Raw genomic sequence first — 14,245 nt, forward strand, 5'->3', positions numbered from 1 at the left:
CATGACCGACACCCGGATCGAACCCGTCGACCCGTCGCTCGTCGCGCGCAGCGACGTGCCGGCCCGTCCGACCGCGCAGGGCAACCGGATCCTCCAGACGGTGCGCCGGCTCTTCATGAACCGCGGCGCCGGGATCGGCGTCGTCGTCGTCCTGCTGCTGTTCGCCTTCGCGTTCATCGGGCCGCTCGTCAGCCCGTGGCAGTACTCCGAGATCGACTACACCTCGTTCACCCGGCCCCCGAGCGGTGCGCACTGGTTCGGGACGAACGGCATCGGGCAGGACGTCTTCGCCCAGACCGCGCGCGGCATGCAGAAGAGCCTGCTCATCGGGCTGCTCGTCGCGGTGTTCTCGACCGCCATCGCCGCGATCACCGGGGCAGCGGCGGGCTACTTCGGCGGCTGGGTCGACCGCATCGTGATGTTCTTCGTCGACATGCTGCTCGTCCTGCCGTCGTTCCTCATCATCGCGATCATCAGCCCGCGCATCCAGAACGCCGGGTGGATCGTCCTCGTGGTCCTCATCACCGTCTTCGGCTGGATGATCACGGCACGGGTCGTGCGGGCCATGACCCTGTCGGTGAAGGAGCGCGAGTTCGTGCGGGCCGCCCGGTACATGGGCATCGGGCCGTTCCGGATCATCTTCCGGCACATCCTGCCGAACGTGGCGTCCTTCCTCATCATCGACGGCACGATCCAGGTCGCGACCGCGGTGCTCGGCGAGACGACGCTGAGCTACTTCGGGTTCGGCGTGCAGGCACCGGACGTCTCGCTCGGGACGCTGATCGCCCAGAACCAGGACAACGCCCTGACGAGCCCGTGGCTCTTCTACTTCGCCGCCGGGGCCCTCGTGGTGTTCGCGATCGCCGCGAACCTCATCGGGGACGGGCTCCGCGACGCGCTGGACCCGACCTCGACGACCGGGAAGCGCCAGAAGCAGAACCGTCGTCGTGACCAGAACCAGGCGGCCGTCGACGTGGCCGCGCTGAACACACAGGCCGGATCGGGCGCATGAGCGTCGCGGACGACCGGGGAAGCAGCATGAGCACCATCACGAACGGCTCGACCACGGGCGCGACCACCACGGAGCCGATCCTGCGGGTCCGGGACCTGCACGTCCGGTTCCCGACCCCGCGGGGGGACCGTGCACGCGGTCCGCGGCGTGGACCTCGAACTCCGTCGCGGAGAGGTACTCGGCATCGTCGGCGAGTCCGGGTCCGGCAAGTCGGTGACGAGCATGGCGGTCCTCGGGCTGCTGCCCGACACCACGGAGGTCAGCGGGTCGGTCGAGCTCGACGGCGAGGAACTGCTCGGCCGGTCGGACAAGCAGATGAGCCGGCTCCGCGGGCACAAGGTGGCGATGGTCTTCCAGGACCCGCTGTCCGCGTTCACGCCGGTGTACACGATCGGTGACCAGATCGCGGAGACGGTGCGGCTGCACCGCGGCGCCTCGAAGGCGGAGGCGCGAGCACGGGCGATCGAACTCCTCGAACTCGTCGGCATCCCCGAACCGGGTCGCCGCGTGGACGCCTTCCCGCACGAGTTCTCCGGCGGCATGCGCCAGCGCGCGATGATCGCGATGGCCATGGCGAACGACCCGGACGTGATCCTCGCCGACGAGCCGACCACGGCGCTCGACGTGACGATCCAGGCCCAGATCATCGAGGTGCTCCGGACCGCCCAGCGCGAGACCGGGGCCGCGCTGGTGTTCGTCAGCCACGACCTGGGCGTCATCGCCGGGATCGCGGACCGCATCGCGGTGATGTACGCCGGCCGGATCGTCGAGACGGCCACGGCCGAGGAGCTCTTCGCCCGACCGCGGATGCCGTACACGATCGGGCTCATCGGCGCGCTGCCGCGGCTCGACGCCTCCGACCGGTCTCCGCTCGTGCCGATCCCGGGCGCACCGCCGTCGCTCATCGGGCTGCCGGACGCCTGCCCCTTCGCGGACCGGTGCCCCCCTGGTCAGTGCGGTCTGCCGGTCGACCGAGCCGGTGCTCGCCCCGCCCGTCGACGTCGTACCCGGTGCCGACACGGCCGCTGCCGGCACCGCCCGCACCGTGCCGGTCGGGCACACCGCCGCCTGCCACCGCACCGCCGAGGTCGCCGCCGCACACGCGGACGCCGGCCGCATCTTCTCGCTCCCCGTGATCCCGGACCACAGCGCCCGGATCGAGGCCACACGGACCGACCGCGAACCCGTCGTGCACGTCGAAGGGCTGACGAAGACCTTCCCGCTCGTCAAGGGCTCCGTCTTCCGCCGCAAGGTCGGAGACGTCTACGCCGTCGACGGGGTCGACCTGGACATCCGCCGCGGGGAGACCCTCGGCCTCGTCGGGGAGTCCGGCTCCGGCAAGTCGACGACCCTCCACCAGCTCATGGACCTCGAACGGCCCGAGGCCGGCACGGTCGAGCTGTTCGGGGGAGTCACTCGCCGACGCCACCGCGCGCGGGGCCGCCGGCACCCGGGCGCTCCGGCAACGCATCTCGATGGTGTTCCAGGACCCGTCCGCCAGCCTCGACCCGCGCATGTCGGTGTACGACGTCGTCGCCGAACCGCTCCGGGCGGTCGGTGCCCCGTCCTCGCGCATCGCCGACCGCGTGCCGGAGCTGCTCGAGCTCGTCGGTCTGCGAGCGGCCGAGGCCGACCGGTACCCGCACGAGTTCTCCGGTGGTCAGCGGCAGCGCATCTCGATCGCCCGTGCCCTCGCCGTGGAGCCGGACCTGGTGGTGCTCGACGAGCCGGTCTCCGCGCTCGACGTCTCCATCCAGGCGGGCGTGCTCAACCTGCTCGCCGAGCTCAAGGCGCGGCTCGGACTGTCGTACCTGTTCGTGTCGCACGACCTGTCCGTCATCCGGCACGTGGCCGACCGCGTCAGCGTGATGTACCTCGGTCGCACCGTCGAGGAGGGCGCCGTCGACGAGGTCTTCGAGCGCCCGATGCACCCCTACACGGCCGCTCTCATGTCGGCCGTGCCGGTGCCGGACCCGGTCGTCGAGCGGGCACGGAGGACGATCCTGCTGCCGGGCGACCCGCCCAGCCCGACCGAGCGGCCGACCGGGTGCCGGTTCCGGTCGCGCTGCCCGCTCTACGCGCTCCTCCCCGAGGACGAGCGGCGCCGGTGCGAGCAGGAGGAGCCGGAGAAGGCGCCGCGTCGCGGCGAGGACGTCGACCACCGGGCTGCGTGCCACTACCCGGAGAAGGTGCCCTCGATCGCGGCGTAGTCGGCTGCCGGGCGGGAGGCGGTGCACACCGACCGCGCGCCGCCTCCCGTTCGTCAGCCGGGCGCGCCCGCCTGCTCAGGTCTTCGGGTGGTTGACGACCGGGTCGTCCCACGTCGGCGGCGTCGGGTACTCACCCGGTCGGGACTCGGTCGGCCAGTCCAGCGTCGCTCGGCCGTAGACGGCTGCGGACAGCGCGTCGGAGTCGTTGGTCCAGAACGGTTCGCTGTAGACATCGAGGGAGTACCGGCCGTCGACGTCGAGGGAGTACTGGATCTGCCACCCGTCCCCGGTCCACGCCCGGACCTCGTGACTGCCGGAGCGCGCTCGCACCTCGAAGGTCCATCTCTTCGCCCTGAAGTGCTCGAGCATCGGATCGAGGTCACGCTTCGCCCCCGATGCGCCGGGCGGTGCCCACGAACGTGGCGCGCGGAGGTAGTAGCTGTTGACGACCGTCGAGCCGGGAAGTGGCGCGACACCGTTGGAGCCGTCCAGTGGGAGGTCGTCGCCCCTGTCCCACTCCCAGTCCCCGCGGTGCACCTGGTTCTGCGCTTCTTCGAGGAGCTGTTGCATGTGTCGGTAGCGGTCCCGGTACCGATCGAACTCCTCGTGCAGCGTGAGTTCCGCGACGTCGTCCTGCGTCAGTCCGGCTGCGTCCTTCGTCTGCTGCGCTGCTCCCGCCGCGCAACCGGCTAGGAGCACGGTCATGACGAGGGCGACGAGCGTGAGCGGCCGTCGTCGTGGCTGCATCAGATTCGGGGGGGCGGTTGATGATCGGCGCATCCCACTCGGGCGGCTCCGGGTACTCACCGGGAGAAGAGCGATCCGGCCATCGCAGTGATGCTCGGCCGAACACTGCCCTGGCGAGTGCGTCGGCGTTGTTGGTCCAGAAGAGGTCACTCGACACGGTGAGGGAGTAGCGGCCGCTCGGTTGGATGAAGTACTCGACGTGCCAGCCGTCACGGACGCTGCCGTCGAGGTAGTAGGAGTCGGCGACCCGCTCGATGTGCATGTTCGCGCCGCGGTGCTCGAAGTAGTCGATCATCGGATCGAGGTCTCCTCTGGAACCCGTGGCTCCCTCCGGGGTCCAGGCTCTGCTCGACTCAAGGAAGTAGCTGTTGTCGACGTCCGCGCCGGGAAGGGGAGTGCGGCCGTCGCCACCGATCTGCGGGTTGTCGTCGCCACCGTTCCAGTCCCACTCTCCCTCGTGGACCGCGCGCTGTGCCGCAGCCAGTACTCGTTGCATCTCCTCGTAGTGCTCCCGGTACCGGTTGAATTCCTGGCGCAAACTGAGTTCCGAGACGTCGGCACGTGTCAGACCGGCTGCGTCCTTCGGCATGGATTTCCCTCCTGCTGCGCAGCTGACCGTCACCCCGAGGATCAGGGCAGCGACGACGATCGCGAGCAGTTTCGTGGTCATGATCTTCATCCTGGCTTCCCGTTCGCGATGATCTCGGCGATCTGCCGTGCAGCCGTTGACCCGGACGAGAGGTACCCGACTCCGTGCTCTGGGTACATGTCGTGGCCCGTGACTGCCTTCGTACCGGGGGGCGGCTTCGGATGAGAAGACCTCGACCTCGGGGAGATCCCGAGGATCCGTTCGCGTTGACCGACCGAGGGCCGCAACGTGGTCGTTCTCACCCTCGGTAGCGAACACACGGTCGACGTTGAGCTGGTCCGGCTTCGTCGCGTCGGTGAACCCGACCGAGCCGTACGTGACGAATGAGTCGATCCGGTGACGTGTCTGGGCTAGTGCTTCCGCAGCTGTCGTCGATCCGTAGGAATGCCCGAGGACGGCGATGGAGCGCGGTGGGCTTCCCGCGCGACTGTCGACGGCGCCGTCGAGGAACGAAGCCAGGTTCGCCCCACCGGTGGTTGCTCGCCCTTGGCCGGGTACCTCGGGGAAGGACGGCGCGCGGTAGCCGAACCAGGAGACGACAGCGAACGACGATCTCTGGTCCTGACGTGCTGCCGTCGAGAGGAGCCCGTGTGCAGCACGTACCTTCTCCGGAGCACTCCCGACCGTCGTCGTCGCGCCCGGTACGTTCACCGTCACGTTCGACGCCGTGTCGAGGTCCCCGAGCGAGATCGCCGCGACGAGCGCGCCGTTCCGAAGTCCCGAACCCGACCAGCTGACCGACCTGCGCCGATGGCGGGGCGAGCCTGGCCGCAGACTGGTCAGCGCGCTCGAGCCCGTCCCGCAGCGCCAGGACCTGCCGCGTGAACTCCTCGAGGCCGACCGCGCCGTACGTGTACGGCAGCCCGAGCATCCGGTACACCCGCCCCGGGTTCGCGACCGCTGCACGGAGCACCGCGCGCGAGGCGATGTCCCGCGCCACGGCCGGGAGCCCGTCGATCCCGGCGAGCTGCAGCTTCGTCCTCAGCGGCAGCGCCTCGACGTCCTGGTCGGACAAGCCGAGCGCATGCCAGGCCGCCGCGACCTCGACGGTGGTCGACGACGGGTCGAGGACACGCTGGAGCTCCCGGGGCAGTCGAGACGCCCCGGCCGCGTCGAGCACGCCGTCGGACAGCGACCCTCCTCCCGCCGCGGCGAAGGCGTCCGCGATCCGGTCCAGCCAGGCAGCGTCCGCGGCGTTCTCGGCGAGGTGGTCCTCGAACCCCGGCACGAGGGACGCATCGTCCACGGGCACCCAGGCGCACGTCCGGGTGAAGGTCACCCAGGCGTTCCGCACACGGGTGAGTTCCTGGGCGGTGGCCGCGTCCTGCGCGCGGGCGCGCGCAGCGACCCGGCGTAGGCGGTCCGGGTCCGCGCCGCTGCGTCCGCCGGAGCCACCGCTGCTCGTCCGGACACGAGTGCGCGCGTGGAACCGTGCCGTGAGTGGCGTCGGGCGGACCGGCGTCTCCGACGGCTTCGGGTCGACCACCGCGTCGCTCCAGTCCAGCGCGGGTCGCAACGGGGCCCCGACGCCGACGAGCACCTGGTCGCGCTGCCGTTCACGCTCGTGCCACGCTGCCAGGTCGTGCTGTCGACGCTGTTCGTCGTGTGCCTGGCGCCGGACGACGTGGAGCTGCCCGGCGAGGTCGTCGAGCGCCCGGACCAGGCGGACCCTGTCCTCCGACTCGACCGTGTGCGCCTGCTCGTAGAGTCGTGCGTAGGCGCCGTGGAAGTCGTGCAGGGCGTCCTCGGCGTCAGCACGTCGAGCGGCGCCACCCGCTCGGAGTGCCAGCGCGACCTCGGTCGCGCACGAGAGCAGCCGCACGGCCGCGGCGTCGTCGAACTCGATCCCCATCGTCCCCCCACATCGCTCTTGCTGACGTGTAGAACGTAGCATTTCACTGGCGAGGCGACTGCCGCGCTGTGGAGAACCGAGCGCACTCCGGACCGGGAGCCGAGCGCCGGACCGGAACCGGGCCTCCCGGCCGGACGGGCCGGTGGACGTGCCGCCGCCGCTTCGCCAGCGCGCGCTAGGAGAACAGTCCGGGGAACGCCCGCGCGACGAACGGGTAGCCGACGAAGACCGTCGCGTCGAGGAGCACGTGCGTGATGACGAGGGGGGAGCAGCCGCCCCCACTTCGTGTAGATCCACCCGAAGACGACGCCCATCACCGCGTTGCCGATGAACGCACCGAAGCCCTGGTACAGGTGGTAGCTGCCGCGCAGGACGGCCGTGGACAGGGTGACCTGCCAGCGTCCCCACCCGAGGTCGTCGCGGAGTCGGGCATACAGGTAACCGACGACGATGACCTCCTCCTGCAGCCCGGACCGGACGGCGGAGAGCAGCAGTACCGGGATCGTCCACCAGTACGAGTCGAGCGCCGCCGGGTCCACGGCGACGGTGATGCCGAGCGCCCGTCCGGTGAAGTAGAGCGCCAGCCCGGGGATGCCGATGCCCAGGGCGATGAGCGCCGCGCCGCCGAGGTCGGGCCGGACGCGGAACCGGTCGATGCCGAGCCGGCCCAGGTGGGGGGCGGGACGACTCCCAGAGCAGCATGCACACCAGCGCGACGGGTGCGAGGTCGACGGCGATGCCCAGCAGTTGCCGCGCCAGGTCGACGTACTGGACCGTCGTCGTGGAGCTGTTCAGCGCGGTGGACTGCTCGCCGAGCGGTGTCGTCTGCGACAGGTCGTCGATGATCTGCAGGACCGAGTACAGCGCGCTCGCGCCGAGCGAGAGCATCAGCACCACGGCGATCTCGGTCCACGTTCGCCGTCGGCTCATCGGCTGTACTCCTCCTGGTTGCAGAACTACCGGTAGACTGGCGAGTCGGGCATGGTCCCGAACCCCGTCGGGCACCGTCCCGCACTCCTCGGGCTGGTCCCGAACCCCTTCGGGCCGGTCCCGAAACCGGGCGCTCGCCCGATCTTCTTCCGAACACAAAAGGATGTCCTGTATGGCGCTCGCCACTCGGTCCGACCTGCGCAACGTCGCCATCGTGGCACACGTCGACCACGGCAAGACCACCCTCGTCGACGCGATGCTCACGCAGACCAACTCGTTCGACGCCCACTTCGAGGGCGAAGACCGCATGATGGACTCGAACGACCTCGAGCGCGAGAAGGGCATCACCATCCTCGCGAAGAACACCTCGGTGCTCTACAACGGGAAGCACGCCGAGGAGTTCAACCCGGGCGGCCGCATCACGATCAACGTGATCGACACCCCCGGCCACGCCGACTTCGGTGGTGAGGTCGAGCGCGGCCTCTCCATGGTCGACGGTGTCGTCCTGCTGGTCGACGCGTCCGAGGGCCCGCTGCCCCAGACCCGCTTCGTGCTCCGCAAGGCGCTCGCCGCCAAGCTGCCGGTGATCCTGCTCGTCAACAAGACGGACCGCCCGGACTCCCGGATCGACGAGGTCGTCTCGGAGAGCCAGGACCTGCTCCTCGGGCTCGCCTCCGACCTGGCGGACGAGGTCGACGACCTCGACCTCGACGCGATCCTCGACGTCCCGGTCGTGTACGCCTCCGGTCGCGCCGGTGCCGCGAGCCGCAACAAGCCCGAGGACGGCACGCTGCCGGACAACGACGACCTCGAGCCGCTCTTCGAGGCGATCCTCCAGCACGTCCCGGCCCCGACGTACGACGACGAGCACCCCCCTGCAGGCGCACGTCACGAACCTCGACGCGTCGCCGTTCCTCGGCCGCCTCGCGCTCCTGCGCATCTTCCACGGCACGATGAAGAAGGGCCAGACGGTCGCGTGGGTCAAGCACGACGGCTCCGTCGTCAACGCACGCATCACCGAGCTCCTCATCACCAAGGCGCTGAACCGCTTCCCGGCCGAGTCCGCCGGCCCCGGTGACATCGTCGCCGTCGCCGGCTTCGACACGATCACCATCGGTGAGACGCTGAGCGACCCCGAGGACGTCCGCCCGCTGCCGACCATCACGGTCGACGACCCGGCGATCTCGATGACGATCGGCACGAACACGTCGCCGCTGGTCGGCAAGGTGAAGGGCCACAAGCTCACCGCGCGTCTCGTGAAGGACCGTCTCGACCGTGAGCTGGTCGGCAACGTCTCGCTCAAGGTCGTCGACATCGGACGCCCGGACGCGTGGGAGGTCCAGGGCCGTGGCGAGCTCGCACTCGCCATCCTGGTCGAGCAGATGCGTCGTGAGGGTTTCGAGCTCACCGTCGGCAAGCCGCAGGTCGTCACCAAGCGTGACGAGAACGGCAAGCTGCAGGAGCCGTTCGAGCACATGACGATCGACACGCCGGAGGAGCACCTCGGCGCCATCACCCAGCTCATGGCCGCCCGCAAGGGCCGCATGGAGAACATGGTGAACCACGGCACCGGCTGGATCCGCATGGAGTTCATCGTGCCGTCGCGCGGCCTCATCGGCTTCCGCACGTCGTTCCTCACGGAGACCCGCGGCACCGGCATCGCCAACGCGATCTTCCACGGCTACGACGACTGGGCCGGCCCGATCCAGACCCGCATCAACGGCTCGATCGTCTCCGACCGCTCCGGTGTGGTCACCCCGTTCGCCATCACGAACCTCCAGGAGCGGATGACGTTCTTCGTCAACCCGACGGAGGAGGTCTACGAGGGCATGGTCATCGGCGAGAACTCGCGCGCCGACGACATGGACGTGAACATCACCAAGGAGAAGAAGCTCACCAACATGCGGTCGGCCAACGCCGACACGTTCGAGTCGATGACGCCGTCCCGGCAGCTCTCGCTCGAGGAGTGCCTGGAGTTCGCCCGCGAGGACGAGTGCGTCGAGGTCACCCCGGACGCGGTCCGCATCCGCAAGGTCGAGCTCGACGCGCAGGCCCGCCAGCGCAGCTACGCCCGCCTGAAGCGCCAGGACGCGTAAGCAGCCGAGCACCATCCAGGAGGCCCGTCCTCCTCCCGACGGCCCGGTCACCGCTCCAGGTGGCCGGGCCGTCGGCGTCCGTACCGTCGGCGCCCGTGCCGTCGGGACCGGGACCGGGGGATACGGTGGTCCGGTGACTCTCGACCTGCTCTCGATCTACCAGGACCTGCACGCCCACCCGGAGCTCGGGTTCCAGGAGCACCGCACCGCCGGCGTCATCGCCGACCGGCTGGCGGAGATCGGCGGCATCACGGTCACCACCGGGGTCGGCGGCACCGGGGTCGTCGGGGTGCTCGGGAACGGGGACGGCCCGGTGCTCTGGCTGCGCGCCGACATCGACGGGCTGCCCGTGCAGGAGCGCACCGGCCTGCCGTACGCCAGCACCCACCGCGGGGTGGACGAGGACGGCAACGAGGGGCCCACCATGCACGCCTGCGGCCACGACATCCACGTGACGTGGCTGCTCGGCGCCCTCGAACGGCTCGTCGCCGCGACCGCGGACTGGCACGGCACGGTCGTCGCCGTGTTCCAGCCTGCGGAGGAGGTCATCTCCGGCGCGCGGGCCATGATCGAGGACGGTCTCGTCGACCGCTTCCCCAAGCCGACCGTGGTGCTCGGGCAGCACTCCGCCCCGGCGCCGGTCGGTGTCGTCGCGGTCGGGTCCGGAGCGGTGATGGCGTCGAGCGACCGGTTCACCGTGACCTTCACGGGCCGCGGCGCGCACGGCTCGGCACCGCAGGCGTCCCTGGACCCGATCGTCACCGCCGCGTCCGCCGTCGTGCGGCTGCAGACGATCGTGTCGCGGGAGGTCGCCCCGAGCGACGCCGGGGTCGTCACCGTCGGGTCGTTCCACGCCGGCACGCGGCCGAACATCATCCCCGACACGGCCGTGATCGAGATCTCGACGCGCGCCCGCAACGAGGAGACGCGAGCGCGGATCGTGGCCTCGATCGAGCGCATCGTCCGTGCCGAGAGCGAGGCCGGGGGGACTGGCCGCTCCGACGATCGCGCGTGCGCCGGGGGGCCGACGTGCTCGTCAACGACCCCGAGCAGGCAGCGGTCGTCCTCGACGCCGTCCGTGCCGTCGTGCCGCACGCCGTCGACATGGAGTCCGGACTGGCGATGGCGTCCGAGGACGTCGGGCAGCTCGCCACCGCCGCGGGTGCCCCGATCGTCTACTGGTTCACCGGCATCACCGACCCGGAGCTGTTCCGCAGCGGCGCGGAGATCCCCAGCAACCACTCGCCGTTCTACGCACCGCAGGCCGAGACGGCGATCCCGGTCGGGGTCGACGCGCTCGTCGCGGCCGCGCGGGCGTACCTCTCCTGAGGCCGGTCCGGGGCGACTTCCCAGCGAACGCACCACGACTCCGCCGTCCGGCCGGTTACGGTACCGGCATGCGCCGCCCGATCCGCACCTCGCTCACCGCTGCCGTCGCCGCCGGCGTCGCCCTCGCCGGTCTGAGCGGCTGTTCGTCCGACGCCGTCCGCCAGGCGACCGACCTCGGTTCCTCGGTCGCGTCGACCGTCTCGGAAGGGGTCCAGGGCATCGACGGAGCCGCGATCGAGCGCGGCATGGCCGACGTGGCGGGCGGGATCGACGGAGCGCTCGACACGGCCCTGCGCGGGACGCACGTGACGAGCGACGGCCAGGTCCCCGACGGGTTCCCGTCCTCGTCCGTCCCGCTCGTCGACGGCACCGTGCTCGGCGGTGGGGCCGGCCCGGGAGGCTCGGGCTGGGTCGTGCAGGTCCGCACCGCGTCGGTGGGGGGACTTCAGCACGGCGGCGCAGCAGCTCGCCGACGCCGGCTTCACCGAGTCGGCCGAGCGGGCCGACAGCTCGAGCGCGTTCGGGTTGTTCCGGAGCGACGACCACCGCGTCGTCCTGACGTTCTCCGCGGCCGACGGCGGCGCCACCGCCACCTACATCGTCACCTCGCGCTGACGCCCGGGGCGGTCCGCCGACGCGCGGCGCCCGGAGCCCTTCCCGTACGCTTGCAGGCGATGTCCACGGCACCGGCCACGCGCCCTGAACGCGTCCTCTTCGTCCACGCGCACCCCGACGACGAGACCCTGTCGTCCGGCGGGACCATCGCGACCCTGCTCGAGCTCGGCGCACACGTGACCGTGCTGACCGCCACCCGGGGGGGAGCGCGGCGAGATGCTCACGGCCGAGCTCGCACCGCTCGCCGGCGACGGCCCACGCGTCGCCGCGCACCGCGAGACCGAGATCGCGGCGGCCCTCGCAGCCCTCGGCGGCCCGGCCCACCTGTGGCTCGGCGGCCCCGGTGCCCGGCCGACCGATCTCCCGACACGCCGCTACACCGACTCGGGCATGCAGTGGGGGCCGGACGGCCGCGCGACCGCGGCCGGCGACGCACCGGAGGACTCCCTGACGCGCGCCGACCTGGGCGAGGTGGTCGACGACGTCCGTGCGGCGATCCGGTCGACCGGTGCCGACGCCGTTGTCACCTACGACGACGACGGTGGGTACGGACACCCCGACCACGTCCGCGTCCACGCCGCCGCCCGGTACGCCGCGCGCGCCGAGGAGGTCGCGTTCTCGATGATCGTCGACGCGGACTCCGGCCGCGCCGACGTCACGGTCGACGTCCTCCCGGTCCGCGGCAAGGTCCGGGCAGCGCTCGAGCAGTACCGCAGCCAGCTCACCGTGGACGCCGCCGATCCGCGCGACCCCGGTGCGCTGTCGTACGTCCTGCCGCACGGCGCCCGGCAGGCCGTGCCCGCGCTGGAGGGCTTCCGGCACGACGTGCCCCCGGTCCCGACCGCGCCGCAGTCGTTCGCCGAGATGTCGGGCCCGGGCCGAGCCGCCGCACTCGTGGTCGCCGCGGCCGTCGGCCTGATCGTCGGCGGCCTCGGCACCGTCACCCACCAGCAGACCGTTCCCATCGGGTCGTGGAGCGCAGCACCGATCGGCATGGTCCTCACGATGCTGATCGTCATCGGCGTGGTCGTCGGCGTCCGCCTGCTGTACCGGTCGCGGCTGCTCGTCGCGGCCGTCGGGGTCGGGGTCATCCTCGCCACCCAGGTGCTCGTCGCCGTCGCCGGGACGAGTTCGCCCCTCGTCCTCGCGAACGCCGCCGGGTACGTCTGGACCTTCGGCCCCGCCGTCGTCGCGATGCTCGTGCTCGCCTGGCCCGACCTCTCCGGGCTGCGCGCAGACCCGGCACGGCAGGCCGACCGGTCCGAGGTCGCAGCACCGCACGGGTAGACTCGCAGTCGCTCAACCCCGGAAGGGAGCACCCGCTCGTGACCTACGTGATCGCTCAGCCCTGTGTCGACGTGAAGGACCGCGCGTGCATCGACGAATGCCCCGTGGACTGCATCTACGAGGGTGACCGGTCGCTCTACATCCACCCGGACGAATGCGTCGACTGCGGTGCGTGTGAGCCGGTCTGCCCGGTCGAGGCCATCTACTACGAGGACGACCTCCCCGAGGAGTGGGCCGACTACTACAAGGCCAACGTCGAGTTCTTCTCCGAGATCGGCTCGCCCGGCGGAGCGGCCAAGGTCGGCGTGATCCACAAGGACCACCCGGTCGTCATGGCACAGCCCCGGGCCTGACACCCGTGGCGCTCGACCTCCCCGACTTCCCCCTGGGACCAGCTCGCCCCGTACAAGCAGCGGGCGACGGCGTACGAGGGCGGCATCGTCGACCTCAGTGTCGGGTCGCCGGTCGACCCCACGCCCGAGGTCGTCCGTCGCGCACTGGCCGACGCGACCGACGCCCACGCCTACCCGCAGGTCGCCGGCACGCCCGCGCTCCGCGAGGCGATCGCGGCCTGGTACGGCCGTCGCCAGGGCGTCCGGCTCACCGCCGACCACGTCCTGCCGACCATCGGGTCGAAGGAGTTCATCGCCGGGCTCGCGCTCTGGATGGGACTCGGACCGGGTGACACGGTCGTCTTCCCCGAGGCCGCCTACCCGACCTACGAGCTCGGCGCCGCACTCGTCCGCGCCGACGCCATGGCCGCCGACGACCCGGCATCGTGGCCGACCAGCACGAAGCTCGTCTGGCTGAACTCCCCGGGCAACCCGGACGGGCGGGTGCTCTCGATCGAGCAGCTCCGCGCCGCCGTCGCCCGCGCGCGGGAGCTCGGCGCCGTCATCGTCGGCGACGAGTGCTACGCCGAACTCGGCTGGGACGCCCCGTACGACACCGGACCCACCCCGACGATCCTCGACCCGCGCGTGGTCGGTGACTCGTTGGACGGCGTCCTCAGCGTGTACTCCCTCTCCAAGCAGTCGAACCTCGCCGGGTACCGCGCAGCCTTCGTCGCCGGGGATGCCGCACTGCTCGCCGACGTCCTCGCGATCCGCAAGCACACCGGCATGATGCCGCCGCTGCCCGTGCAGCAGGCGATGGTCGTCGCACTCGAGGACGAGACGCACGTGCAGCAACAGAAGGCCCGCTACCGCACCCGGCGGAACGTGCTCCGGACGGCATTCGAGCGGGCGGGGTTCCGCATCGACGCCAGCGGTGCCGGACTCTACCTCTGGGCCACGCGGGACGAGCCCGCCCTGGACACCGTCGCGTGGCTGGCCGACCGCGGCATCCTCGTCGCGCCCGGCACGTTCTACGGCGCCGCCGGTGCTCGTCACGTCCGCGTCGCCCTGACGGCGACGGACGACCGCATCGCCGCCGCTGCCCAGCGCCTCGCCAGCGCGGGTCGCATGGCGGGCGGCTGACGGGCCTCCCGGCCGGGATCGGCCCACGGGCGGAGCGTCC

The 14,245-nt window shown here is 71.3% G+C and carries 8 protein-coding genes and 7 pseudogenes; 12 read left to right on the top strand and 3 right to left on the bottom strand.

Annotation, left to right across the window (positions count from 1 at the left end; translation table 11 throughout):
- The first annotated feature begins 1 nt into the window (after window position 1).
- Together DEJ15_RS06505 and DEJ15_RS19405 are read left to right on the top strand one after the other, a co-directional pair.
- On the top strand, window positions 2-1,012 hold the full coding sequence (locus tag DEJ15_RS06505) for an ABC transporter permease (RefSeq protein WP_110823672.1): 1,011 nt from the start codon (window positions 2-4) through the stop codon (window positions 1,010-1,012).
- 26 nt (window positions 1,013-1,038) lie between these two features.
- A pseudogene (locus DEJ15_RS19405) lies at window positions 1,039-3,222 on the top strand (ABC transporter ATP-binding protein).
- A gap of 75 nt (window positions 3,223-3,297) precedes the next feature.
- Here the strand turns inward: DEJ15_RS19405 and DEJ15_RS06515 are convergent.
- Window positions 3,298-3,969, bottom strand: a complete 672-nt coding sequence (locus DEJ15_RS06515) for a hypothetical protein (RefSeq protein WP_110823673.1) — start codon at window positions 3,967-3,969, stop codon at window positions 3,298-3,300.
- Window positions 3,970-4,168: 199 nt separating this feature from the next.
- On the opposite strand from DEJ15_RS06515, the gene DEJ15_RS06520 reads away from it, so the two are divergent.
- Window positions 4,169-4,783: a hypothetical protein gene (locus tag DEJ15_RS06520; RefSeq protein ID WP_284175925.1), complete on the top strand. Its 615-nt coding sequence runs from the start codon at window positions 4,169-4,171 to the stop codon at window positions 4,781-4,783.
- Between the two features lie 111 nt (window positions 4,784-4,894).
- Here DEJ15_RS06520 and DEJ15_RS18040 read toward each other — a convergent pair.
- Window positions 4,895-5,524: pseudogene (locus tag DEJ15_RS18040) on the bottom strand (alpha/beta fold hydrolase); the annotation flags it as partial.
- Window positions 5,525-6,041: 517 nt separating this feature from the next.
- On the opposite strand from DEJ15_RS18040, the gene DEJ15_RS19410 reads away from it, so the two are divergent.
- Window positions 6,042-6,509, top strand: coding sequence for a hypothetical protein (locus DEJ15_RS19410; RefSeq protein ID WP_502866154.1), 468 nt, complete (start codon window positions 6,042-6,044; stop codon window positions 6,507-6,509).
- Between the two features lie 136 nt (window positions 6,510-6,645).
- Here the strand turns inward: DEJ15_RS19410 and DEJ15_RS19415 are convergent.
- Window positions 6,646-7,400 (bottom strand): annotated as a pseudogene (locus DEJ15_RS19415) (CPBP family intramembrane glutamic endopeptidase).
- Between the two features lie 172 nt (window positions 7,401-7,572).
- Between DEJ15_RS19415 and typA the strand changes: the two are divergent.
- The 8 genes and pseudogenes from typA to dapC form a co-directional block, all read left to right on the top strand.
- Window positions 7,573-9,496 (top strand): annotated as a pseudogene (typA, locus tag DEJ15_RS06535) (translational GTPase TypA).
- A gap of 133 nt (window positions 9,497-9,629) precedes the next feature.
- A pseudogene (locus tag DEJ15_RS06540) lies at window positions 9,630-10,424 on the top strand (amidohydrolase); the annotation flags it as partial.
- Between the two features lie 83 nt (window positions 10,425-10,507).
- Entirely contained in the window at window positions 10,508-10,825 is a 318-nt protein-coding gene (locus tag DEJ15_RS18050) for a zinc-binding metallopeptidase family protein (RefSeq protein ID WP_349814953.1), read from the top strand.
- Between the two features lie 381 nt (window positions 10,826-11,206).
- Entirely contained in the window at window positions 11,207-11,440 is a 234-nt protein-coding gene (locus tag DEJ15_RS06545) for a hypothetical protein (RefSeq protein WP_284175928.1), read from the top strand.
- A gap of 59 nt (window positions 11,441-11,499) precedes the next feature.
- Window positions 11,500-11,610: pseudogene (locus DEJ15_RS18055) on the top strand (hypothetical protein); the annotation flags it as partial.
- Between the two features lie 46 nt (window positions 11,611-11,656).
- Entirely contained in the window at window positions 11,657-12,727 is a 1,071-nt protein-coding gene (locus DEJ15_RS06550) for a PIG-L family deacetylase (RefSeq protein WP_284175930.1), read from the top strand.
- 38 nt (window positions 12,728-12,765) lie between these two features.
- Window positions 12,766-13,080, top strand: coding sequence for a ferredoxin (gene fdxA / locus DEJ15_RS06555; RefSeq protein WP_110823681.1), 315 nt, complete (start codon window positions 12,766-12,768; stop codon window positions 13,078-13,080).
- A gap of 30 nt (window positions 13,081-13,110) precedes the next feature.
- Window positions 13,111-14,205: pseudogene (gene dapC / locus DEJ15_RS06560) on the top strand (succinyldiaminopimelate transaminase); the annotation flags it as partial.
- Window positions 14,206-14,245: the final 40 nt, after the last annotated feature.

The organism is Curtobacterium sp. MCJR17_043, assembly GCF_003224315.2.
Classification (GTDB): domain Bacteria; phylum Actinomycetota; class Actinomycetes; order Actinomycetales; family Microbacteriaceae; genus Curtobacterium.